General features: G+C 71.9%; 22 protein-coding genes, 1 tRNA gene and 1 pseudogene. 11 read left to right on the top strand and 13 right to left on the bottom strand.

Annotated features, from left to right (window positions below):
• Positions 1-46: 46 nt before the first annotated feature.
• The 6 genes from ABZV34_RS16580 to ABZV34_RS16555 all read right to left on the bottom strand — a co-directional run bounded on the left by ABZV34_RS16580 (position 47) and on the right by ABZV34_RS16555 (position 3,081).
• A complete protein-coding gene (locus ABZV34_RS16580; RefSeq protein ID WP_356276223.1) occupies positions 47-886 on the bottom strand; it encodes a helix-turn-helix transcriptional regulator in 840 nt (279 codons plus the stop codon).
• A complete protein-coding gene (locus tag ABZV34_RS16575) occupies positions 883-1,626 on the bottom strand; it encodes a DUF6879 family protein (RefSeq protein ID WP_356276220.1) in 744 nt (247 codons plus the stop codon). Before ABZV34_RS16575 ends, ABZV34_RS16580 begins: the two co-directional genes overlap by 4 nt.
• 139 nt (positions 1,627-1,765) lie before the next feature.
• Positions 1,766-2,131, bottom strand: a complete 366-nt coding sequence (locus ABZV34_RS16570) for a hypothetical protein (RefSeq protein ID WP_356276217.1) — start codon at positions 2,129-2,131, stop codon at positions 1,766-1,768.
• Positions 2,128-2,370 (bottom strand): hypothetical protein, encoded by a 243-nt coding sequence (locus tag ABZV34_RS16565; protein WP_356276214.1) that lies wholly within the window; start codon positions 2,368-2,370, stop codon positions 2,128-2,130. Before ABZV34_RS16565 ends, ABZV34_RS16570 begins: the two co-directional genes overlap by 4 nt.
• Positions 2,367-2,504: a hypothetical protein gene (locus tag ABZV34_RS16560; protein WP_356276212.1), complete on the bottom strand. Its 138-nt coding sequence runs from the start codon at positions 2,502-2,504 to the stop codon at positions 2,367-2,369. Before ABZV34_RS16560 ends, ABZV34_RS16565 begins: the two co-directional genes overlap by 4 nt.
• 109 nt (positions 2,505-2,613) lie before the next feature.
• On the bottom strand, positions 2,614-3,081 hold the full coding sequence (locus ABZV34_RS16555; RefSeq protein WP_356276209.1) for a hypothetical protein: 468 nt from the start codon (positions 3,079-3,081) through the stop codon (positions 2,614-2,616).
• Between the two features lie 211 nt (positions 3,082-3,292).
• On the opposite strand from ABZV34_RS16555, the gene ABZV34_RS16550 reads away from it, so the two are divergent.
• From ABZV34_RS16550 to ABZV34_RS16535, 4 genes are all read left to right on the top strand, one after another.
• A complete protein-coding gene (locus ABZV34_RS16550; protein ID WP_356276206.1) occupies positions 3,293-3,505 on the top strand; it encodes a helix-turn-helix domain-containing protein in 213 nt (70 codons plus the stop codon).
• Between the two features lie 130 nt (positions 3,506-3,635).
• Positions 3,636-4,625 carry an N-acetylmuramoyl-L-alanine amidase gene (locus ABZV34_RS16545; protein ID WP_356276203.1) on the top strand — a complete coding sequence of 330 codons (990 nt, stop codon included), beginning with the start codon at positions 3,636-3,638 and terminating at the stop codon, positions 4,623-4,625.
• A 159-nt stretch (positions 4,626-4,784) separates the two neighbouring features.
• Positions 4,785-5,618 (top strand): hypothetical protein, encoded by an 834-nt coding sequence (locus tag ABZV34_RS16540; RefSeq protein WP_356276200.1) that lies wholly within the window; start codon positions 4,785-4,787, stop codon positions 5,616-5,618.
• A 116-nt stretch (positions 5,619-5,734) separates the two neighbouring features.
• The gene (locus ABZV34_RS16535) at positions 5,735-6,769 is read left to right on the top strand and encodes an LLM class F420-dependent oxidoreductase (protein WP_356276591.1); all 1,035 of its coding nucleotides are present in this window, start codon (positions 5,735-5,737) and stop codon (positions 6,767-6,769) included.
• A gap of 21 nt (positions 6,770-6,790) precedes the next feature.
• Here the strand turns inward: ABZV34_RS16535 and ABZV34_RS16530 are convergent, their stop codons facing one another.
• Positions 6,791-7,363, bottom strand: a complete 573-nt coding sequence (locus ABZV34_RS16530; RefSeq protein WP_356276197.1) for a hypothetical protein — start codon at positions 7,361-7,363, stop codon at positions 6,791-6,793.
• A 144-nt stretch (positions 7,364-7,507) separates the two neighbouring features.
• Between ABZV34_RS16530 and ABZV34_RS16525 the strand changes: the two genes are divergently transcribed.
• On the top strand, positions 7,508-7,801 hold the full coding sequence (locus ABZV34_RS16525; RefSeq protein WP_168527884.1) for a hypothetical protein: 294 nt from the start codon (positions 7,508-7,510) through the stop codon (positions 7,799-7,801).
• Between the two features lie 38 nt (positions 7,802-7,839).
• On the opposite strand, the gene ABZV34_RS16520 is transcribed toward ABZV34_RS16525, so the two are convergent.
• The 3 genes from ABZV34_RS16520 to ABZV34_RS16510 are packed head-to-tail and all read right to left on the bottom strand — an operon-like array spanning position 7,840 to position 11,146.
• On the bottom strand, positions 7,840-8,907 hold the full coding sequence (locus ABZV34_RS16520; RefSeq protein WP_356276194.1) for a prenyltransferase/squalene oxidase repeat-containing protein: 1,068 nt from the start codon (positions 8,905-8,907) through the stop codon (positions 7,840-7,842).
• Positions 8,904-9,650, bottom strand: a complete 747-nt coding sequence (locus ABZV34_RS16515; RefSeq protein ID WP_356276191.1) for a class I SAM-dependent methyltransferase — start codon at positions 9,648-9,650, stop codon at positions 8,904-8,906. The genes ABZV34_RS16520 and ABZV34_RS16515 overlap by 4 nt, the downstream gene beginning before the upstream one ends.
• The gene (locus tag ABZV34_RS16510) at positions 9,644-11,146 is read right to left on the bottom strand and encodes a glycosyltransferase family 4 protein (RefSeq protein ID WP_356276188.1); all 1,503 of its coding nucleotides are present in this window, start codon (positions 11,144-11,146) and stop codon (positions 9,644-9,646) included. The genes ABZV34_RS16515 and ABZV34_RS16510 overlap by 7 nt, the downstream gene beginning before the upstream one ends.
• Before the next feature lie 226 nt (positions 11,147-11,372).
• Between ABZV34_RS16510 and ABZV34_RS16505 the strand changes: the two genes are divergently transcribed.
• Complete coding sequence (locus ABZV34_RS16505; RefSeq protein ID WP_356276185.1) at positions 11,373-12,020, top strand: TetR family transcriptional regulator; 648 nt, start codon at positions 11,373-11,375, stop codon at positions 12,018-12,020.
• A 62-nt stretch (positions 12,021-12,082) separates the two neighbouring features.
• Here the strand turns inward: ABZV34_RS16505 and ABZV34_RS16500 are convergent, their stop codons facing one another.
• Together ABZV34_RS16500 and ABZV34_RS16495 are read right to left on the bottom strand one after the other, a co-directional pair.
• On the bottom strand, positions 12,083-12,316 hold the full coding sequence (locus ABZV34_RS16500; protein WP_356276182.1) for a ferredoxin: 234 nt from the start codon (positions 12,314-12,316) through the stop codon (positions 12,083-12,085).
• Between the two features lie 3 nt (positions 12,317-12,319).
• Complete coding sequence (locus ABZV34_RS16495; RefSeq protein WP_356276179.1) at positions 12,320-13,777, bottom strand: aldehyde dehydrogenase; 1,458 nt, start codon at positions 13,775-13,777, stop codon at positions 12,320-12,322.
• A gap of 191 nt (positions 13,778-13,968) precedes the next feature.
• Here ABZV34_RS16495 and ABZV34_RS16490 point away from each other — a divergent pair, with 191 nt between their 5' ends.
• On the top strand, positions 13,969-15,006 hold the full coding sequence (locus ABZV34_RS16490) for an MBL fold metallo-hydrolase (RefSeq protein WP_356276176.1): 1,038 nt from the start codon (positions 13,969-13,971) through the stop codon (positions 15,004-15,006).
• Positions 15,007-15,106: 100 nt separating this feature from the next.
• On the opposite strand, the gene ABZV34_RS16485 is transcribed toward ABZV34_RS16490, so the two are convergent.
• Positions 15,107-15,769: a phosphotransferase gene (locus tag ABZV34_RS16485; RefSeq protein ID WP_356276173.1), complete on the bottom strand. Its 663-nt coding sequence runs from the start codon at positions 15,767-15,769 to the stop codon at positions 15,107-15,109.
• Between the two features lie 59 nt (positions 15,770-15,828).
• On the opposite strand from ABZV34_RS16485, the gene ABZV34_RS16480 reads away from it, so the two are divergent.
• The 4 genes and pseudogenes from ABZV34_RS16480 to ABZV34_RS16465 form a co-directional block, all read left to right on the top strand.
• Positions 15,829-15,900: transfer RNA gene (locus ABZV34_RS16480), tRNA-OTHER, on the top strand.
• A gap of 207 nt (positions 15,901-16,107) precedes the next feature.
• Entirely contained in the window at positions 16,108-17,364 is a 1,257-nt protein-coding gene (locus ABZV34_RS16475; protein WP_356276170.1) for a prenyltransferase/squalene oxidase repeat-containing protein, read from the top strand.
• On the top strand, positions 17,361-18,041 hold the full coding sequence (locus ABZV34_RS16470) for an SCO2322 family protein (protein ID WP_356276167.1): 681 nt from the start codon (positions 17,361-17,363) through the stop codon (positions 18,039-18,041). The genes ABZV34_RS16475 and ABZV34_RS16470 overlap by 4 nt, the downstream gene beginning before the upstream one ends.
• A gap of 180 nt (positions 18,042-18,221) precedes the next feature.
• Positions 18,222-18,825: pseudogene (locus ABZV34_RS16465) on the top strand (energy-coupling factor transporter transmembrane protein EcfT); the annotation flags it as partial.

Below are 18,825 nucleotides of genomic sequence, written 5' to 3'. Positions count from 1 at the left end.
CGATTCGCGAATATTCGACCAGGCCCCGCGGTGATTCGCCGTGATGCTACGGGCGGTCCGCGAACTGGCTGCGCGCCCGGGCGACCAGGCGCAGCGCGTGCGTTCCGTACACCGCGGCCTGGTCGAGGGTGTCCCACAACCGCCGGTACAGGGCCACGCTGTCCGCATCGTTCAGCCACAGCTCGGCGTGCCACTCCTCGACGATCGCCGTGCGGTCGTCATACAGCCAAAACCCATTGCCCGGCGGCACCCCGACCTGCGCGCCGAAGGGGATGATCCCGAGCCGTACCGTGTCGAGGCCGATCACGCTGGTGAGGCGGTCCATCTGCGCGGCGAGCACGTTCGGTGGGGCGACGCCCGCGTGCAGGGCCGCCTCCCACAGCAGGATGTGGAAGGTCCGGCCCGGCTGGTAGATGAGTCCCTGTCGGCGCACCCGGGCCCGCACCGCGTCCTCGACGTCCCGGGGCGACTGGTGGAGTTCGGCGTACCGGGTGAACACGGCGCGCGCGTAGTCGGGGGTCTGGAGCATGCCGACGACCATGGCGCCCTGCCAGGCCCGCAGCTCTGTGGACCGCTCGTACTCGATAGTGAGGACATCCTGGACTGGCCGGTGCCCGGCCCGCAGTTGGCGCCTCCAGGACCGCGTCTGCGTCTCCAGGCCCTGAAGCCGGGCCGCGAGCTCCGCGGCCGTCTCCGGGGCGCCCACGGCGGCAGCCCACGCGGTGACGTCGTCGTCGGTGGCAGTCTGCCGTCCAGTCTCCAGCTTTGAGACCTTGGCCTGCGGCCAGTCCAGCAAGCCCGCGAGGTCCCGCTGTGTCCGCTCGCCCCGTAGTTCGCGGAGCCGGCGGCCGAGCGCCTCGCGAGCCTGCTGGAAGTCCGTGGTCACGTGGGCAAGTTACCCGCGGCCCGCTCGTAGCGCACGGCGTGGTGCCAGGCGGCTTCGCGGGCCTGCGCGTAGCGGAGTACCTGAACGGGGTCGGTGATCAGCTCGACGCCGGTCAGGTTGTCCGCGTCGTCGTGGTGGAGCAGGGCAACGACCCGGGCGTCAAAGAGCCAGAAGTCCTCACACGGTAGGCCGAGTTCCTCGGCGCGAGAGCGGGCGAGGACCCGGATGTCTTCGCCCACCGCGGTGTTCCGGCGGGCGTTGTCGAGGAGGTACCGCTGCCCGACGGTGGGCGGCTCGTCGAGGATCCGTACCCGCTCGAACCGCTTCCCGAGCGAGGACTGCGCGCGGCGGCCGGCGCACCACGGGTCGTCGAGGTCCCATTCGACATGGCCCTCGGCGAGGAACTGCGCGTAGGTGCTGGTGGTCTCGTCGGAGGCGTAGCGGCGGCGGGTCTCCAGCCGCCAGGCGGAGTGCTTGAGCTTGGCGAACATGGCGCCGAAGTCCTCGAAGCTGATGTGCTGGGGCACGTGCACGGGCTCCTTCGGGCCGAAGTTGGCGAGCAGCTCGCGCGGCACGGTCACCGCGGCTTCGCCGGCCGCGAGGTCGAGCTGCGCGAGGTCGGCTGGCGCGGTGACGGGATCGCCCTGGACGACGTAGGTGTCGGTGCCGGGCTCGGTGTAGAGGGTGGGGCATCCGTCGTTGCCGGAGTTCGTGCCGACTTTCCACAGGCGCCTGGTCATGGCGTGTTCTCCTTCGGTGGGTTGGCTGCCGGGGCACCGTAGTGCTCCCGGGTTCGTGGGCGACAGGGCGCAGATCGTGCCCCGCCGGCCGCGCGGATGGCTGCCTGCTCGGTCGGCCGGGCGATGCGGGAGCGGCCGCTCACTCGCTGCCTTCGGCGGTGATCGTGTCGAGCTGGTCGGCGAGGTCACGTAACTGGTCCGCGTACCGGTCGAGGGCGGCCGCGAACTCGTACACGCCGCCGGCGTCGAGGGCGATGCCGATCAGGCTGAGGGAGATCTGAGGATGGCGGGGGCCGGTGTCCGCGTAGGGGGCTTGGTCGAGGCAGGCGTAGGAGACCTGTTGGCCGCGGAAGGCGAGGACGACGTCGGGGCCGCTGTGCGCGAGGTCAGCGCGGCGGGTGTCCGACCGGTGGTCTGCGTGACCGGCACACCATTCCGGGCACGGGAGGGTGACGGCGCCGTAATCGGCGGTGGGCAAGTTGACGGTGCGCGGCTCGGTGCTCACGGGCGCTCACCTCGTTCGGCGTCGAGGGCGGCGAGCAGGGCACGGACGCGGCAGTCGAGGGTGACGGCGGCGTGCAGCATGTCGTCGTGGCTGTGAATGTTGCAGGCCGCGATCTCTTCCAGGACGTGCCGGGTGATCCCGATCTCCAGGTCGAGCGGGAAGGCGTCGGGGGTGACGTAGTTCGGCTCGCGGAGCCGCTCGACGGGGTTTTCCACACTGTGGACAGAGCTGTGGATCATCGGGTCACCTGCTTGGTGATGACTCCGGTGACGCCGGCCTGGGTGACGCGGACGGTGAAGGTGCGTCCGTCCTGGCGGCGGATGACTCCGGCGGCGATGAGGCGCCGCCTGGGGGCGGCTACGCTGGTACCCAAGGTCGTTCTCTCCCTAGGTTGTGGCGAGGTTCGGCCCTAGGCCCCGGCGGGTGCTCGCTACACCTGCCGGGGCCGTCTGCTTGTGCAGGGCCGTGAGGCGGAGAGCGGGTCAGGCGGTGAGGGCCGGGACGTCGACGCGCTCGACCTTCAGGGCCGGCGCGGACTGCTTCATCGGGACGTCGCCGAGGCCGAGCCGCTGGTACGTGGCGCGGATCGCGTCGAGGTCGGCGGTCTGCCGGCTGGACGGGGTGCGGGAGACGAGCCATCCGCCGTACAGGCCGGCCGGGAGACGGTCGAGAAGTTTGCGGGTCTTGCGCTTTGCGCGGTCCGCGGCGCGGTACTGGTCGGCGGCGGCCGCGTACTCGGCGGCGGCGGTCTCGATGGCCTCGACCTCCGGCAGCTCGTCGGCGGCGTAGACGTCGGCCGGGTCGGGGGCGGTCTCCGTCTCGATGGTCTCCAGCTGCTGCGCCTCGGTGAGGGCGGCCGAGGTGACGATCGAGCGGACGGCGTCGGCAACGGTGCCGAGCATGCTGCGGACGGTGCGGGTGGTACGGGGGCTCATGAGAAGGTTGAGCATCGGTTCTCCCTGTTGCTGCAGGCGGTTCCGGAGGCCCTCGTCCGGTGCTCCAACACCGGCGGGGGCCGCTTGCGTTGTCGGGCTGATTTCCCTTGCCGACACCTCTACTTTGGGGAACATTATGTTCCATCGACAAGCGCCACAGCCATGGACATTGACGTAAGTCTAGGTAACAGCATGTTCCATGAAAACGGATGGGACACTGTGTGCCATGGATAAGCGATCACTCGCGCAGTTCGCGCAGCGCTTCAGGGATGCCGAGCAGCGGACAGAAGTCCTGCGGCAGGAACTCGCGGTAGCGATCCAGCAGGCCGACACGGACGACGTCTCACAGAAGGACATCTGCGAGGCCACGGGATACACGCGCCAGCAGGTCCGGCGCATCGTCATGGCCGTCGAGAGCGAGGGGCCCGACGACGCGTAGGACGCTGAAGCCGTCTCACACATCTCTCACAGACCGTGCGGTCGGCAGGGGCCCGGAGCTAGATTCCGGGCCCCTGCCTTCGTTCGTGTGGACCCCGTGGACACCATGGACGCCCGCTAGGGTGGCAGACGTGTCGTACGTAGGCCCTGACTTCGATCCTCCCCAGCCGCGCCGTCCCCGGCGCGGGCCGATGACCGTGACGCTCGCCGCGCTGGTGACGGGCGCACTGGTGGGATGGCTGGTGTGGCAGGCGGTGGATGACCCGGGCGGTCCCGCCGGGGCCGCCTCGTCCTCGTCCGCCTCGCCCACGTCCCCGTCCTCCGGGGCCGCCGCGTCCCGGACACCGTCGGCGTCCGGGACGGGCGGGGAGCGGCGACGGAGCCCGTCCCCCTCGGGGGCCTCCACCCGTTCCGGTCCCTCCACCGCGGGCGGCCCCGCCGCCTCCGGCCCGCTCAAGGGGAAGGTCGTGGTCGTCGACCCGGGACACAACCCGGGCAACTTCGAGCACACGGCGGAGATCAACCGCAAGGTGGATATCGGCACGAACTCCAAGGAGTGCGACACCACCGGCACGTCGACCAACGCCGGTTACGCCGAAGCCCGGTTCACTCTCGACGTCGCCCGCAGGCTGCGCGCGCTTCTCCAACAGGAGGGCGCCACGGTGAAGTTCACCCAGGACGGCGACCGTTCCTGGGGTCCGTGCGTCGACGAGCGGGCCCGGATCGGCAATGACGCGCACGCCGACGCGGTCGTCTCCATCCACGCGGACGGCTCCGCGGCGGGCAACCGCGGTTTCCACGTCATCCTCCCCGCGTCCGTCCACTCGGGCGACGCCGACACCCGCCCCATCGTCGCCCCGTCGCGCGATCTGGGGGAGCGCATCGCGGGCAACTTCGTCCACGCCACCGGAAGCGCGCCCTCCAACTACATCGGCGGCGGTACCGGACTGGACGTCCGCAGCGATCTCGGCGGTCTCAATCTGTCAACGGTTCCCAAGGTGTTCATCGAGTGCGGCAACATGCGCGATAGCAAGGACGCGGCGTTGCTGACCAGCGGCGCGTGGCGCGAGAAGGCGGCGCGTGGAATCTCCGAGGGAATCGTGAGCTTCCTGCGCGGGTAGTGACCAACGGGGTCACACCCTCCGGACACCTCGATCGCACGGGCGATAGTGTCGCCTTTACGATGTGGGGCCGCTCCCGCGCTTCACACCGGGGCCTTACGGCGACATGGTGTCAGCGACGCCTCCACTGACGACGAGACGACTGACGAAGGACCTGAAGTGAATATCCGCTCCCTCACTCGAGGCGACGGCGTGGTGATCGGAGCAGCGGTACTGCTGTTCATCGCGTCGTTCCTCACCCTCTTTCCGATCGCACCGGTCACCTTCAACGGGCAGAAGATCGGCGGCGACAGCCCCGGCATCTGGTCGAGCGGCCCCTTCGTGTTCAGCGTGGTCCTGGCCGGCATCCTCGGAGCCGGGCTGGTGGTCGCCTCCCGCGCCCTGCCGCAGGTGCCGAAGGTCGCCGGTCTCGACCTCGGCCCGTTCGGTGTCGCCCTCACCGTCTTCGCCGCCTGGAGCGCACTGGGGAACACCCTCGACCCGGCGGGTGCCGGGAGCGGCAGCGTGAGCCCCGGCGCCGGCCTCATCCTCTCCCTCATCGCGACGCTCGTCATGGCGGCCGCCGCGATCGCCACCCCCCTCGTCCCCGCGCTCCAGGTCGGCCTCGTGCCCGCCCCGAAGCCCGTCACGCCCCAGCCCTACGGCGGCCAGCCGCAGGGTGGTTACGGGTACCCGGGCGCCCAGCAGCCGGGGCAGCCCTACGGCGGTCAGCCGCAGCAGGGGCAGTCGTTCGGCGGTGCGCAGCCCAGCCAGCCGCAGCAGGCGCCGACCCCGCAGACGCAGCTGCCCGCCGGGGAGTTCTCGCCGTTCTGGTTCGCCGTGCCGGTGCCGCGTCCGCTGTTCCCGGAGGACGGCTCGCCGGCGCCGATCGCCGAACTCGCGCCGGGCACCTGGTACCTGGCCGTGGAGCAGCGTGGCCAGCACCTGGTGGCGCAGACGCAGGACGGCCGCCGCGGGGTGCTGCAGGACGCCTCGGGCATCCAGCGCGGCTGACGCGCACCCGCTTCGCCGCGGCCCCTCGCCCTTTCGGGCGGGGGGCCGTTGCCGTACAGTCGCCTGACGGTTGCACAGAGCTGACGATGCGTCAGAACATGGCGCCTGGAGGGGACATGCGGCTCGGCCTCGCACTCGGTTACTGGGGGCGCGGCCCCTCCGCGGACCACCTGCCACTGGTGCTGGAGGCGGAGCGGCTCGGCTATCACTCCGTGTGGACGGCCGAGTCCTGGGGTTCGGACGCCTTCACCCCGCTGACCTGGATCGCCGCGCGGACCAGCCGTATCCGCCTCGGCACGGCGGTCGCGCAGATGGCCGCGCGCTCCCCTACCACGACCGCGATGCACGCGCTCACGCTCGACCACCTCTCCGGCGGCCGGATGATGCTCGGCCTCGGCCTCTCGGGGCCGCAGGTGGTGGAGGGCTGGTACGGGCGCCCCTTCCCGAAGTCTCCGCTGACCGCGACCCGGGAGTACGTGGACGTCGTACGCCAGGTCCTCAGACGCGAGGGGCCCGTGCGGCTCGACGGGCGTTTCCACTCCCTCCCCTACAGCGGTGCCGACGGCACGGGGCTCGGCAAGGCACTGCGGCCGATCACGCACCCCCTCCGTGCCGACCTGCCCGTCCTGCTCGGCGCCGAGGGGCCGAAGAACATCGCGCAGACGACCCGGATCGCGGACGGATGGCTGCCGCTGTACTGGTCGCCCACCCGCCCGCAGGCCTACGAGGCCGCGCTGGCGGAGCTGGGTGACGCCCGCGCGGGAACGGGTGCGGCCCCGTTCCTCGTCGCGCCCATGGCCCACGTCCGCGTCTGCGACGACGTCGCCGAGGGGCTGCTGCCCGTCAAGGCGATGCTCGGCTTCTACATCGGCGGCATGGGGCACTCGGCGCGCAACTTCCACGCCGATCTGATGGCCCGCATGGGCTACGAGGAGGAGGCGCGGCTCATCCAGGAGCTGTTCCTCGCCGGCCGCCGCCAGGAGGCGGTGCTCGCCGTGCCGGACGCCTTCGCCGACGAGATCTCACTGGTCGGGCCGCGGGAGCGCATCGCCGAACGGCTCGAACTGTGGCGCAAGGGTCCGGTGACAGACCTGCTGGCGCTGTCACCGGACCCTCACTCGCTCCGCGTGCTGGCGGACCTCAACCACTAGTCCGTCAGGACGGAAGGGGACTCACCCGCCGGACAGTTGGGAGGTCGACGGCACCTTGTCGGTGACCTTGGCGCCCGCGCTCTTACCGGCGTCCTTCACCTGGTTGATGATGTCGTCGAAGGAACCCACCGTGTCGTCGGTCGACTTGCCCTTGCGGAGCTTGGCGGGCAGGTTCTTGAGGGCGTCGATACCCGCGGTCAGCGGGCCGATCGCCTTGGACAGGGTCGGGTCGCCCTTGGCGTTCCTGCTCGCCGCCTTGAGCCTGTTGTACGCGAACGCGCCGGCGACGCCCGCCTTGATGAGGGCGAACTTGCGTCCCTTCGCGCCCTTCTTGAACTTTCCGGCCTTCCAGGGCTTCACGATCCACTGGTAGGTGGCTCCGGCCGCGAGGCTCGCGTTGGCCACGAAGCGGGTCTTCGAGAGCTTCTGCTTCTCGGCGGTGGTGCTCGGGGACGGGGGCGCGGCCACCGCCGCCGCAACGGCCGCGGTGTCCTTGGTGGCACTGCTGCCGCTGCTGGAGCAGGCGGTGGCACCGGCGACCAGAGCACAGGAAAGAGTGAGCGCCACGATGAGGCGCCGTATCGATACAGGCACGGGGTCCTCCGGGGTGGGGGCACGGTTCTCCTCGGATGCGGGAGAACACGTCTCTTACAGCAGCGTCACCCGTCACGACGCGTTACGCCACTTGGGCGAGACCCGTACGGGTTTCAACCCTGAATACGCGGCAACCCGGACGGCATGTCCCCTCGATATCGCAACGGCTCCAACCAGGCGGGCACGGTCATCGCGATCGTCGCCGACGTGATGGCCCTCATCCTGGGCCTGTGGATCCTCATGTACCTGCTGGACGCGAACCGGGCCAACGACCTGGTTCAGTTCGTCCACAATCTGGCGAGCTGGCTCGCGGGCTGGTCCCGTGACCTGTTCACCTTCGACGACGCGTGGGCGCGCGTCGTCGCGGGCTACGGTCTCGCCGCCGTCGTCTACCTCTTCATCGGCCACGCCATCGCCAACCGCATGCACCGCCACTGAGCCCGTACGGCACCACGGTCCGCCGGGGCGGACACGGCCTAACAGCACTCCGCGTCGAGTCCCCGCGGCAGGCGCTCGCCGCCGAAGACCGCGCAGGTCGGCTCGTCGCCGCCCAGCGCGGCGACGGCGAGGAGGAGGGAACCCGCCGTCCAGGTGGTCAGCTCCTCGGGCCACACCGCTCGGGCGTCGAAGACGTAGCCCGTCCAGTACAGGCCGGTCTTCGGATCGCGCAGGTGCTGGATGGACTGGAGAATCTCCAGAGCACGGTCGGACTCGCCCACGGCCCACAGCGCCAGGGCGAGTTCGGCCGACTCACCGCCGGTCACCCACGGGTTGGGCACGACACAGCGCACACCGAGTCCGGGCACGACGAAACGCTCCCAGCCCTCCGCTATCCGGGACTCGGCCTCGACGCCCGTCAACGCGCCGCCGAGCACCGGGTAGTACCAGTCCATCGAGTAACGGCCCTTGTCGAGGAACCGCTCCGGGTGCCTGCGGATCGCGTGCCGCAGCAGACCGAGCGCCAACTCCCAGTCGGGCTGCGGCTCCTCACGCTGGTCGGCGATGGCGAGCGCGCAGCGCAGCGCGTGGTGGATCGACGAACTCCCGGTCAGCAGCGCCTCGTTCGTCGCCGTCCCGTCGTCCTCGCGCTTCCACCCGATCTGTCCGCCGGGCTGCTGGAGCCCCAGTACGAACTCCACGGCCGCGTAGACCGACGGCCACATCCGGTCCAGGAAGGTGTCGTCGCCGGTGGCCAGGTAGTGGTGCCAGACGCCCACCGCGATGTACGCGCAGAAGTTGGTCTCCCGGCCGCGGTCGGTGACGTCCTCGAAGTTCCCGTCGGCGTAGGCCGCGTACCAGGATCCGTCCGGGTTCTGGTGCCGGGCCAGCCACTCGTAGGCCCGCTCCGCCGCCTCGTGCTCGCCCGCGGCGTCCAGCGCCATGGCCGTCTCGGTGTGGTCCCACGGATCGAGGTGGTGACCGCGGAACCACGGTATGGCGCCGTCCGGACGCTGCGCCCCGAGGATCGCGCGCACCGTGACGGCGGCCTCCTCGGCGGTGAGCACCCCGGGCAGGACGAGGTGCTCCGTACGGGGTGTGGTCACGAAGCGTCCACCGCGGCGGCGGCGACGGGCAGGTGCGGCTTGGTCGCGTACGCCACGAAGCTCTTGCCGATCAGCGGGTTCAGCGCGTTCTCCGCGACCCGGGTGACCAGGGGTTTCTTCATGATGTCCCAGACCAGCAGCTTGTGGTAGGCCCGCACGGGCAGCACCTTGTCGTTGTCGACACCGAACGCGCACTTCAGCCACCAGTAGGGGCTGTGCAGGGCGTGGGCGTGGTGGGTGCCGTAGGGCTTGAGCCCGGCCTCCTTCATCCTGCCCAGCAGTTCGTCCGCCTTGTAGATGCGGATGTGGCCGCCCTCGACCTCGTGGTAGGCGTCGGACAGCGCCCAGCAGACCTTCTCGGGCCCGTAGCGCGGGACGGTGATCGCGATCCGGCCGCCGGGCTTGAGCACCCGGACCATCTCGGCGAGGACGCCCTTGTCGTCGGGGATGTGCTCCATCACCTCGGAGATGATCACGACGTCGAACGACTCGTCGGGGAAGGGGAGTTGGAGTGCGTCGCCCTCCATGGCGGTGGCGGTCGCCCCCTCGGGCGCCTCACCCGCCTCCTTCATCGCCGCGAACCACTTGGCGACCTCGCGGATCTCCTCGCCGTTCTGGTCCAGCGCGACGACCCGGGCGCCGCGCCGGTAGCACTCGAACGCGTGCCGGCCGGCACCGCAGCCGAGGTCCAGTACGCGGTCGCCCGGCGCGAGCGGGAACCGGGAGAAGTCGACGGTCAGCACGTGGCCCTGCTTTCGCGATTGGATACGACAACTTCAACTGCTTCTTCGGCGACGCCTGCGGGGGCGGAACCGGGAGTCACGGAGCGGCCGGAGACCGCGGACGCGGCGAGGCCGGGCGCCGAGGACGCGGCGAGGCCGGGAACCGCGGACGCGGAGGAGTCGGGGCCCGGCACGGAGCGGCGGGGGGCGGGGGTCTCGGCGCGGGCGATGGCCTCGCGGTAGTGGGCGACCGTGCCCTGGGCGGCGCGGGCCCAGGTGAAGCGCTCCAGGACCCGCGCACGCCCGGCGGAGCCGAGCCTCGCGCGCAGTTCCGGGTCGCCCAGGAGCCGGCTCAGGCCCGCGGCCAGCGCGCCGGCGTCGCCGGGCGGCACCGCCAGGCAGGTCTCGCCGTCGGGGCCCGCGACCTCCGGGATCGCTCCGCCGGTGGTGGCCACCAGTGGCGTACCCGTGGCCATGGCCTCGGCGGCGGGCAGCGAGAACCCCTCGTACAGGGAGGGCACACAGGCGACTTCGGCGGACCGTACGAGATCGACGAGTTCCGCGTCCGAGATGCCCTTGACGAACTCGACGGCGCGCTCCAGGCCGTACCGCTCGATGGCCTGGGCGACGGGCCCGTCCTCGGCGCGCCTGCCGACCACGACGAGGTGGGCGCCGGGGTGCTCGGTGCGCACCTTGGCGAGCGCCTCGACGAGGTGGACGAGTCCCTTGAGCGGCACGTCCGCGCTGGAGGTGGTGACGATCCGGCCCGGCACCTGCGGCACGGCGGGGTCGGGCGAGAAGAGGTCGGTGTCGGCGCCGATGTGCACGACGTGGATGCGGTCCCGGGTGACGCCCAGGTGGTCGACGATCTCCTGGCGCGAGGTGCCGGAGACGGTGAGCACGGACGGCAGCCGGCGCGCGACACGCTTCTGCATCCGCGTGAAGGCGTACCAGCGGCGCACCGACGCGCGGCGGCGGCGCCCCTCGGCGGCCTCCAGCTCCAGCCGGCGGTCGACGGTGATGGGGTGGTGGATCGTGGTGACCAGCGGCGCGCCCACGTCTCCCAGCAGCCCGTAGCCCAGGGTCTGGTTGTCGTGCACGACGTCGAACGCGCCCCGCCGGTCCCGCAGATGACGGCGGGCGCGCAGCGAGAAGGTCAGCGGCTCGGGGAAGCCCCCGGTCCACATGGTCCCGACCTCGACGGCGTCGATCCAGTCGCGGAACTCCTCGCGCGCGGGCGTGCGGAACGGGTCCGGCTGCCGGTAGAGGTCGAGGCTCGGCAGCTCGGTGAGGGTCAGGCCGGGGAGGCCCTCGTCCAGGACGGGGTAGGGCTGGGAGCCCACGACCTCGACCCGGTGGCCGAGGCGGGCGAGTTCGCGCGAGAGGTGCCGTACGTACACGCCCTGACCGCCGCAGAACGGGTTTCCCTTGTACGTCAGGAGCGCGATGCGCAACGGTCCGCCGCCGTCGATGGCCGCGCCCGCTCCGGGGCCCGCCTCCATGGCCTCAGCGGTCACTTACGGCCCCCTTCTCCCTGCACATTCCCGCGAGATTACGCCGGGACGCTAATCTAGAACAAGTTTCAGACTTGATCGTTCGAGGAGCACTGAATCTACCGGCAGGTAGGGCCTCCGGGAGAAGTGGATCAGGTGATCCGCGCCACGACGGAGGCGTTCCGGCCCGCGGAAGTGTTCTGCCATGCTGTCTGATCGCTCCTCCAGCTGAACCCACGGAACGGGACCCATGCCTGCGGAAGTCAAGGTGGAAGCCAAGTCCGCGCAGTTCGCCTCTCCCCCGCTCACCGAGCGGCAGGAAGCACGCCGTCGGCGGATCCTGCACGCGAGCGCGCAGCTGGCCGGCCGGGGCGGCTTCGACGCGGTGCAGATGCGCGAGGTCGCGGAGTCGTCGCAGGTCGCCCTGGGCACGCTCTACCGCTACTTCCCCTCGAAGGTCCATCTGCTGGTGGCCACGATGCAGGACCAGTTGGACCATATGCACGGCACGCTGCGCAAGAAGCCGCCGGCCGGCGACTCGGCGGCGGAGCGGGTCGCCGAGACGCTGATGCGGGCCTTCCGCGCCCTGCAGCGCGAGCCGCACCTCGCCGACGCCATGGTCCGCGCGCTGACCTTCGCGGACCGCAGCGTCAGCCCCGAGGTCGACCAGGTGTCCCGGCAGACCACCGCGATCATCCTCGACGCCATGGGCCTGGACGACCCGAGTCCCGCCCAGCTCTCCGCGGTCCGCGTCATCGAGCACACCTGGCACTCGGCCCTGATCACCTGGCTCTCCGGGCGCGCCTCCATCGCCCAGGTCAAGATCGACATCGAGACGGTGTGCCGTCTCATCGACCTGACGGACCCGGGCGCGACGGGCCCGGCCAAGCAGGCGTGACGGCGCGGGGCGCCGGGGTTCGCCCCTCCCGCGCCCCGCTTCGCCTCCTCCTCGCCCCTCGTTCACTCCTCGGGCGGGAACACCGGTTCCCCGCTGCCCAGCAGCGTGATCATGATGGCCTCCACCGGACAGCCCTCCGCCGCCGCGAGGAGCCTCTCGTTGGCGTCGGTCTCCGGTTCGGCGGGGTGGGACTGCATGGCGGAGTCGAGGCGGAAGGCGCCCGGGACGAGGTGGACGCACTGGGCGGAGCCGATGCAGAGGGAGCGGTCGACCTCGATGTTCCAGCGGTCGCCCATCCCTTACGCCTCCCAGCCCGCGGGCAGGTGGATCATCTTGTGCTCCAGGAACTCGCCGTAGCCCTCGGGGCCGAACTCCCGCCCGAGCCCGGAGTTCTTGTAGCCGCCGAAGGGGCCGAGCATGTCGAGGCTGAAGGTGTTGACGGAGTAGGTGCCGGTACGGACCTGGCGTGCGATGTCGACGCCGTGGGCGACGTCCGCCGTCCAGACGCTGCCGCTCAGCCCGTAGTCGGAGTCGTTGGCGATCTTCAGGGCCTCGGTCTCGTCGCCGTAGGGGAGCAGGCAGATCACCGGTCCGAAGATCTCCTCGCGGGCGATCCGCATGGAGTTGTCCACGTCGCCGAAGAGGGTGGGTTCGACGTACCAGCCGCGGTCGAGGCCCTGCGGACGGCCGCCGCCGGTGAGGATCTTGGCGCCCTCCTCCTGGCCGATGCGGATGTAGTCGAGGCTGCGCCGCCGCTGCCGCTCGGCGACCAGCGGGCCCACCTGCGTCGCCGGGTCCAGCGGGTCGCCGACCACCAGGGCGCTCGCCGCCGCGGCGAAGGCGTCCGCGAACTCGTCGTAGCGCGAGCGCGGCAGAAGGATGCGGGTCTGGGCGACGCAGGCCTGCCCGTTGTTCATCCAGGCGGCCTGGACGATCCCGGGGACGGCCGTGGCGAGGTCCGCGTCCGGCAGCACGACCGCCGCCGACTTGCCGCCCAGTTCGAGGGTCACCCGGGTGAGGTTGCGCGAGGCGACCTCCATCACGCGCCGGCCGGCCGCGACCGATCCGGTGAAGGAGACCTTGTCCACACCGGGGTGCCCGACCAGGTACTCGCTCACCTCGCGGTCTGCCGGGAGGATCGACAGGACACCCTCGGGCAGTCCGGCCTCCCGCGCGATCTCGCCCAGCAGGTAGGCGTCCAGCGGCGATTCGGGCGACGGCTTCAGTACGACCGTGCAGCCGGTCAGCAGCGCGGGCGCGAGTTTGGCGGCGGCCACGAACTGCGGCACGTTCCACGGCACCACGGCCGCGACGACCCCGACCGGCTCGCGCCGGACGAGAATTCTGCCGAGGACTCCGTCGCGCGTCTCCTCGTACGTGAAGCCGCGCGCCACCGTGAGCGCCGCGTCCCAGACCATCATCGCGCCGAGGGCCTGCGCGAGGACGCTCCAGGAGTACGGGGAGCCGTTCTCGGAGGAGATGACGCGGGCGATCTCCTCGTGACGGGCGCCGATCGCGTCCTTGATCCGGGTGACGACCTCGATCCGTTCGCCGGGGCTCATCCGGGGCCAGGGACCCTCGTCGAAGGCGCGCCGCGCGACGGCGACGGCCCGGTCGACGTCCTCGGCCGAGGCGTGCGGGACGCGTCCGACGACCTCTTCCGTGTGCGGCGAGATCACCTCGATGACGCCGGTGCCCAGGGGGTCCGTCAACTCCCCGCCTATGAACAGCTGTCCGTGTTCCACGAGCTCGGTCATGACCGACCGCCTCCCCGGGGGGCGTTCTCCGACACTGCCGACTTCTGACACTTCATCAGATACGAGAACTGATACCAGCTCCGGTCGGAGGAGTCCACGGGCCGGAGCCAACGGCACAACGGTTGGTTCGGGCACCCATTGGAATACGTTCTAGTTATATTGACGGCCGGACGACGATTGGTGGGAGCCCCATGACACAGGTGACCGATCACGGCGGGGGCGTACGGTCGCTCAGGGTCCCCATCCCCGACAACCCCCTCGGCACCACGCTGGTCCACGTCGTCGACACCGACCGGGGCCCCGTACTGATCGACACCGGCTGGGACGACCCGGCCTCCTGGGACGTCCTCACCGCCGGGCTCGCCGCCTGCGGCATCCCGGTCACCGAGGTGCACGGCGTGGTCATCACCCACCACCACCCCGACCACCACGGCCTGTCCGGCAAGGTACGGGACGCGTCCGGGGCGTGGATCGCGATGCACGCGCTGGACACCGAGATCGTCCGGCGGACCCGGGAGCACAAGGCCGAGCGCTGGTTCGCCTACATGGCGGACAAAATGGAGTCCTGCGGCGCACCCGAGGAGCACGTGGCACTGCTGCGCGCGGCGGGCACGGCCCGGCGCGCGGACGGCCTGCCCCAGTTCACCCCCGCGCTCCCCGACCGCGAGATCGTCCCCGGCGAACTGCTCGACCTGGCCGGCCGCCGGCTGCGCGCGATCTGGACCCCGGGCCACACACCCGGCCACGTCTGCCTCCACCTGGAGGAGGCCCATCCCGCCGGACTGCCGGGCCACGGCCGCCTGTTCTCCGGCGACCACCTGCTGCCGCGGATCACCCCGCACATCGGCCTGTACGAGGATCCGGACGACGCCACGGTCGCCGATCCGCTCGGGGACTACCTCGACTCCCTGGAGCGGGTCGGCCGCCTCGAACCCGCCGAGGTACTGCCGGCCCACCAGTACGCCTTCACCGACGCACCCGCGCGGGTGCGGGAGTTGCTCACGCACCACGAGGAGCGCCTCACCGGTCTGCTCGCCCTCCTCGCGACCCCCCTCACCGCCTGGCAGCTCGCCGAACGCATGGAGTGGAACCGGCCCTGGGAACAGATCCCCTTCACCTCACGGAACATCGCCGTCTCGGAGGCCGAGGCCCATGTCCGCCGCCTGGTGAAACTCGGCCGCGCGGAGGCCGTCGCGGGAAGGGGTCCGGTGATGTACGTGGCGGTGTGAGCCGCCCCGTGCGGCGAGAGGGCGTGCCGGGCGTCGCGCGGCGGGCGGGGCTTTCGCGACACGACGTCACAGGGCGATCCACCCAGTGCCGCGGCAGGCACTAGAAGGCCAGCGTGCGGACCAGTCTCTCGGCCTCGCCGAGGAGTTGGACCTCTGGTGCGCTCATGGCCGGATCGGCGGCCCGCCGCCGCACGGCCCGCGTGAGACCGTCCTCCGTCACACAGTCCGTGTTCGCGTCGAGCATCGCGGCCAGCGTCTCCCCGGCCACCCCGGCCTGTGCCTCGCCGCCGACGGCGACCTGCGCGAGGATCACCGCGGACATGCCCCAGTCGAGGCCCGGCGGGCCCTCCTCGGCGTTGGCCCAGTCGATGACCTTCGGACCGTCCGGCGTCAGCATCACGTTGTCGGGGTGCAGGTCCAGGTGCAGCACACGGACGGCGGGGTCGGCGGAGAGCCGCGCTGGCACGGCGTGCAGCTTGCGCAGCAGCCGGGCGAGGGTGAGCCCGGCCTCCTCGGCGGAGAAGAGCCCCGCGCCGAACGCCTCCAGCATGGTCGGCCCCGTCAGCCGTTCCATCACCAGGTCGCCGCGGGTCGCCGCCCGTACCCCCGGCACCGGATAGCCGTGCCGTCGTACGTGTTCCATCACCGTGGCCTCGGCCGTCGCGTCACCCCAGCCCTCCCGGTCGCGCCGCAGCACCCACGTCTCGTCGATCTCGTAGACATCCGCCGAACGCCCCGAGCCGAGCAGTCTCCCCGTCCGCATGAGGCGAACCTAGCCGGTCGTGAGCCCCGCCCCACAGGCGGCGCCGGGGCGATTCCTACGGGCCGGTAGAGTGAACGCGTCGTCATCACGCCCGTACGGGAGGAAGCCGGTTCGAATCCGGCGCCGGCCCTGTCCCCGAGCTCTCGGCTCCGTCCGAGCGGGGAGACCCCGATCCGTGAACCGCCCGGCCGGCGGTGAGCCGGATCATCGCGCCCGGGACGTGGACGACTCGTGCCATCGGCAGCCCGCCGGTGGCCGGCACCGTCAAGGCATACGGAGCCGGAGCCGCTCGGGGCCAAGCCTGCGCCCGGTGCTGCCCGGCCCCCGCAGGGAGAGTCATGATCGTTCGCCGCACCGCCGCGGTACTGGCAGCCACCGTCGTGATCGGTACGGTCCTTGTCCCGGCCGCCGTGGCCGACGGCTCCTCCCCGTCCCCCACCCCGACCCGGGCGATACCCTCCGGGCTCTTCGGCAGCACCGACCCCACCTACGACGGTGTGTGGCGGCAGTCCCTCGCCCTGCTCGCCCAGCACACGGTGGGCGAGCGGCCCGCGGCCAAGGCCGTCGACTGGCTGGCCGGACAGCAGTGCGCGAACGGCGCGTTCGCCGCGTACCGCGCCGACGCCGCGGCCCCGTGCGACGCCAAGACCATGGTCGACACGAACAGCACCGCCTCGGCCGTCCAGGCCCTCGCCGCGCTCGGCGGGCACGACGGCGCGACGCGCAAGGCGACCGACTGGCTGGCGTCCGTACAGAACAAGGACGGCGGCTGGGGTTACACGGCGGGCGGGGCGAGCGACGCGAACTCCACCTCCGTGGTGGTCGGCGCGCTGGCCGCGGCCAGCGGGAAGCCCGGGGACGCGAAGTCCAAGGACGGCAGCTCGCCGTACGACGCGCTGGTCGAGCTGTCGGTCCCGTGCGACGGCAAGGGCGCCGACGCGGGCGCCTTCGCCTACCAGCCGGACAAGCGGGGCGCGCTGACCGCCAACGCGGACGCCACGGCCGCGGCGGTGCTGGGAGCCCTCGGCAAGGGGCTCGTGACGACGGCCGGAACGGCTCTCCCGCACGGCTACACCTGCGAGAAGGCGGACACCCCGACCCCCGCGCAGGCCGCGGACAACGGCGCCTCCTACCTCGCCCGCCTGCTGCGCGACACCCCGTACCTGAAGTCGGCGATGCCCGGCGCCAAGGACCGGCCCGACTACGGCAACACGGCGGACGCGGTCGTCGCGCTTGCCGCGCGGGGCTGGATCGCGGAGACGAAGAAGCCACTCGCCTGGCTGGAGAAGAACTCCGGTCCCTGGGCGGCGACGTCCGGCCCGGCCGCGTACGCGCAGCTGATCCTCGCCGCGCACGCGACCGGCACCGACCCGCGCGCGTTCGGCGGCACCGACCTCGTCCAGAAGCTCGGCGCGACGGGCCCGGCCGCCCAGGCGTCCGGCTCGGCGGCGGCCTCCACCGACGCGGAGAAGAAGGACCGGAAGGACGACGCGAAGAGCGTCAACGTCTGGTGGATCATCGGTGTCGGTCTCGTCGGCGGCATCGGCATCGGCTTCCTGATCAGCGGACGCTCGAAGAAGCAGCAGCAGCTGTGAGCCGGCGCCGCACGACGGCCCCGGCGCTGTTCCCCGTCCCCCTGTTCCTCGTCCTCCTGCTGCTCGCCCCGCTGCTGCTCGTGCTCACCGCGGCCGGGCAGGCGCAGGCGGTCGGCTACCGCTACTGGTCCTTCTGGGACCGGACCGGCCACTCCTGGACGTACGCGACCCAGGGCCCGTCGACCGCGCGGCCGTCCGACGGGGACGTCGAGGGTTTCCGCTTCGCGGTGAGCGAGGACTCGCAGGACGCCTCGAAGCCGCGCGGGAACGCGGACTTCGCGTCCGTCTGCGCCAGGACCGAGGCACGGGCGGGCACCAAACGGGTGGCCCTCGTCCTCGACTTCGGCACGGCGGCCGACGCTCCCTCCGCGGAGACGCCGCCGGCGCCGCGTACGGCCTGTGCGCGGGTCCCCTCCGACGCGACGGCGGCGGACGCCCTGGCCTCGGTGGCCAAGCCCCTCCGCTACGACACCAACGCCCTGCTGTGCGCCATCGCGGGCTATCCGCGGACCGGCTGCGGCGAGCAGGTCTCGGCCCCGCACGAGCCGACGGCGTCCGCCCGGCCTCGGTCCGGGGCGCCCCACCACGGCCCGTCGGCGGGCCTGCTCGCGGGCGTCGCCGCGGTGGCCCTCCTGGGCGCGGCCGCGATCTGGCAGGCCCGCCGCCGCCGGAGCTGAGCCGGGGTGACGAGGACCACAAGGGTGACGAGGGTGACGCGGGTGACGACTGGCAACGAGGAACGGGGAGCCGCCGGGGCCGGCGAACCCGGCACTTCCCTCGCCGCCCTCGGGCGCCCCGCCCGGCCGGCCCGCCTCCCCCGGACGGAGTCGGACTCCCGCGCCCACGCCACGCCGGGCATGCCCGCTGCCGGCCGCCGTGGGCGTCGGCGGCCACGGCGTACCCGCGCGCCGCAGGCGCACCGTGGCAACGCCCTGCATCCCGGGGCCTGGTGGATCTGGGCCCTGGGCCTGGGCACCGCCGCCTCCCGCACCACCAACCCGCTGCTGCTCGCCCTCCTCATCGGCACGGCCGGATACGTGGTGGCGGCCCGCCGCACCTCGGCGCCCTGGTCCCGCTCGTACGGCGCGTTCGTCAGGCTCGGTATGACCGTGCTCGGCATCCGACTCGCCTTCGCGGTCCTCCTCGGCTCCCCCGTCCCCGGCTCCCACGTCCTCGTGACGCTTCCCGAGGTCCCCCTCCCGCACTGGGCGCAGGGCATCCGTATCGGTGGCCGGGTCACCGCCGAGGGCCTGGTCTTCGCGCTCTACGACGGTCTGAAACTGGCCACGCTCCTCATCTGCGTCGGCGCGGCGAACGCCCTCGCGAACCCGGCACGGCTCCTGAAGTCCCTGCCCGGGGCGCTGTACGAGGCGGGCGTCGCCGTCGTCGTCGCGCTGACCTTCGCGCCGCACCTGATCGCGGACGCGGGGCGGCTGCGCGCCGCCCGCCGGCTGCGCGGCC

The organism is Streptomyces sp. NPDC005195 (genome assembly GCF_040608315.1).
In the GTDB taxonomy this organism is placed as follows: domain Bacteria; phylum Actinomycetota; class Actinomycetes; order Streptomycetales; family Streptomycetaceae; genus Streptomyces; species Streptomyces kaempferi.
The sequence above is the reverse complement of the archived record's forward strand: the minus strand, read 5'-3'. Positions and strand labels throughout refer to the sequence as shown.

What these genes read in the sequence shown, in the direction of transcription:
- ABZV34_RS16555 (WP_356276209.1), bottom strand. Translation starts at nt 3,081, where the DNA reads ATGCTCAACCTTCTCATGAGCCCCCGTACCACCCGCACCGTCCGCAGC.
- ABZV34_RS16550 (WP_356276206.1), top strand. Translation starts at nt 3,293, where the DNA reads ATGGATAAGCGATCACTCGCGCAGTTCGCGCAGCGCTTCAGGGATGCC.
- ABZV34_RS16505 (WP_356276185.1), top strand. Translation starts at nt 11,373, where the DNA reads ATGCCTGCGGAAGTCAAGGTGGAAGCCAAGTCCGCGCAGTTCGCCTCT.
- ABZV34_RS16535 (WP_356276591.1), top strand. Translation starts at nt 5,735, where the DNA reads ATGCGGCTCGGCCTCGCACTCGGTTACTGGGGGCGCGGCCCCTCCGCG.
- ABZV34_RS16495 (WP_356276179.1), bottom strand. Translation starts at nt 13,777, where the DNA reads ATGACCGAGCTCGTGGAACACGGACAGCTGTTCATAGGCGGGGAGTTG.
- ABZV34_RS16485 (WP_356276173.1), bottom strand. Translation starts at nt 15,769, where the DNA reads ATGCGGACGGGGAGACTGCTCGGCTCGGGGCGTTCGGCGGATGTCTAC.
- ABZV34_RS16565 (WP_356276214.1), bottom strand. Translation starts at nt 2,370, where the DNA reads ATGATCCACAGCTCTGTCCACAGTGTGGAAAACCCCGTCGAGCGGCTC.
- ABZV34_RS16575 (WP_356276220.1), bottom strand. Translation starts at nt 1,626, where the DNA reads ATGACCAGGCGCCTGTGGAAAGTCGGCACGAACTCCGGCAACGACGGA.
- ABZV34_RS16475 (WP_356276170.1), top strand. Translation starts at nt 16,108, where the DNA reads ATGATCGTTCGCCGCACCGCCGCGGTACTGGCAGCCACCGTCGTGATC.
- ABZV34_RS16490 (WP_356276176.1), top strand. Translation starts at nt 13,969, where the DNA reads ATGACACAGGTGACCGATCACGGCGGGGGCGTACGGTCGCTCAGGGTC.
- ABZV34_RS16500 (WP_356276182.1), bottom strand. Translation starts at nt 12,316, where the DNA reads ATGGGCGACCGCTGGAACATCGAGGTCGACCGCTCCCTCTGCATCGGC.
- ABZV34_RS16525 (WP_168527884.1), top strand. Translation starts at nt 7,508, where the DNA reads ATGTCCCCTCGATATCGCAACGGCTCCAACCAGGCGGGCACGGTCATC.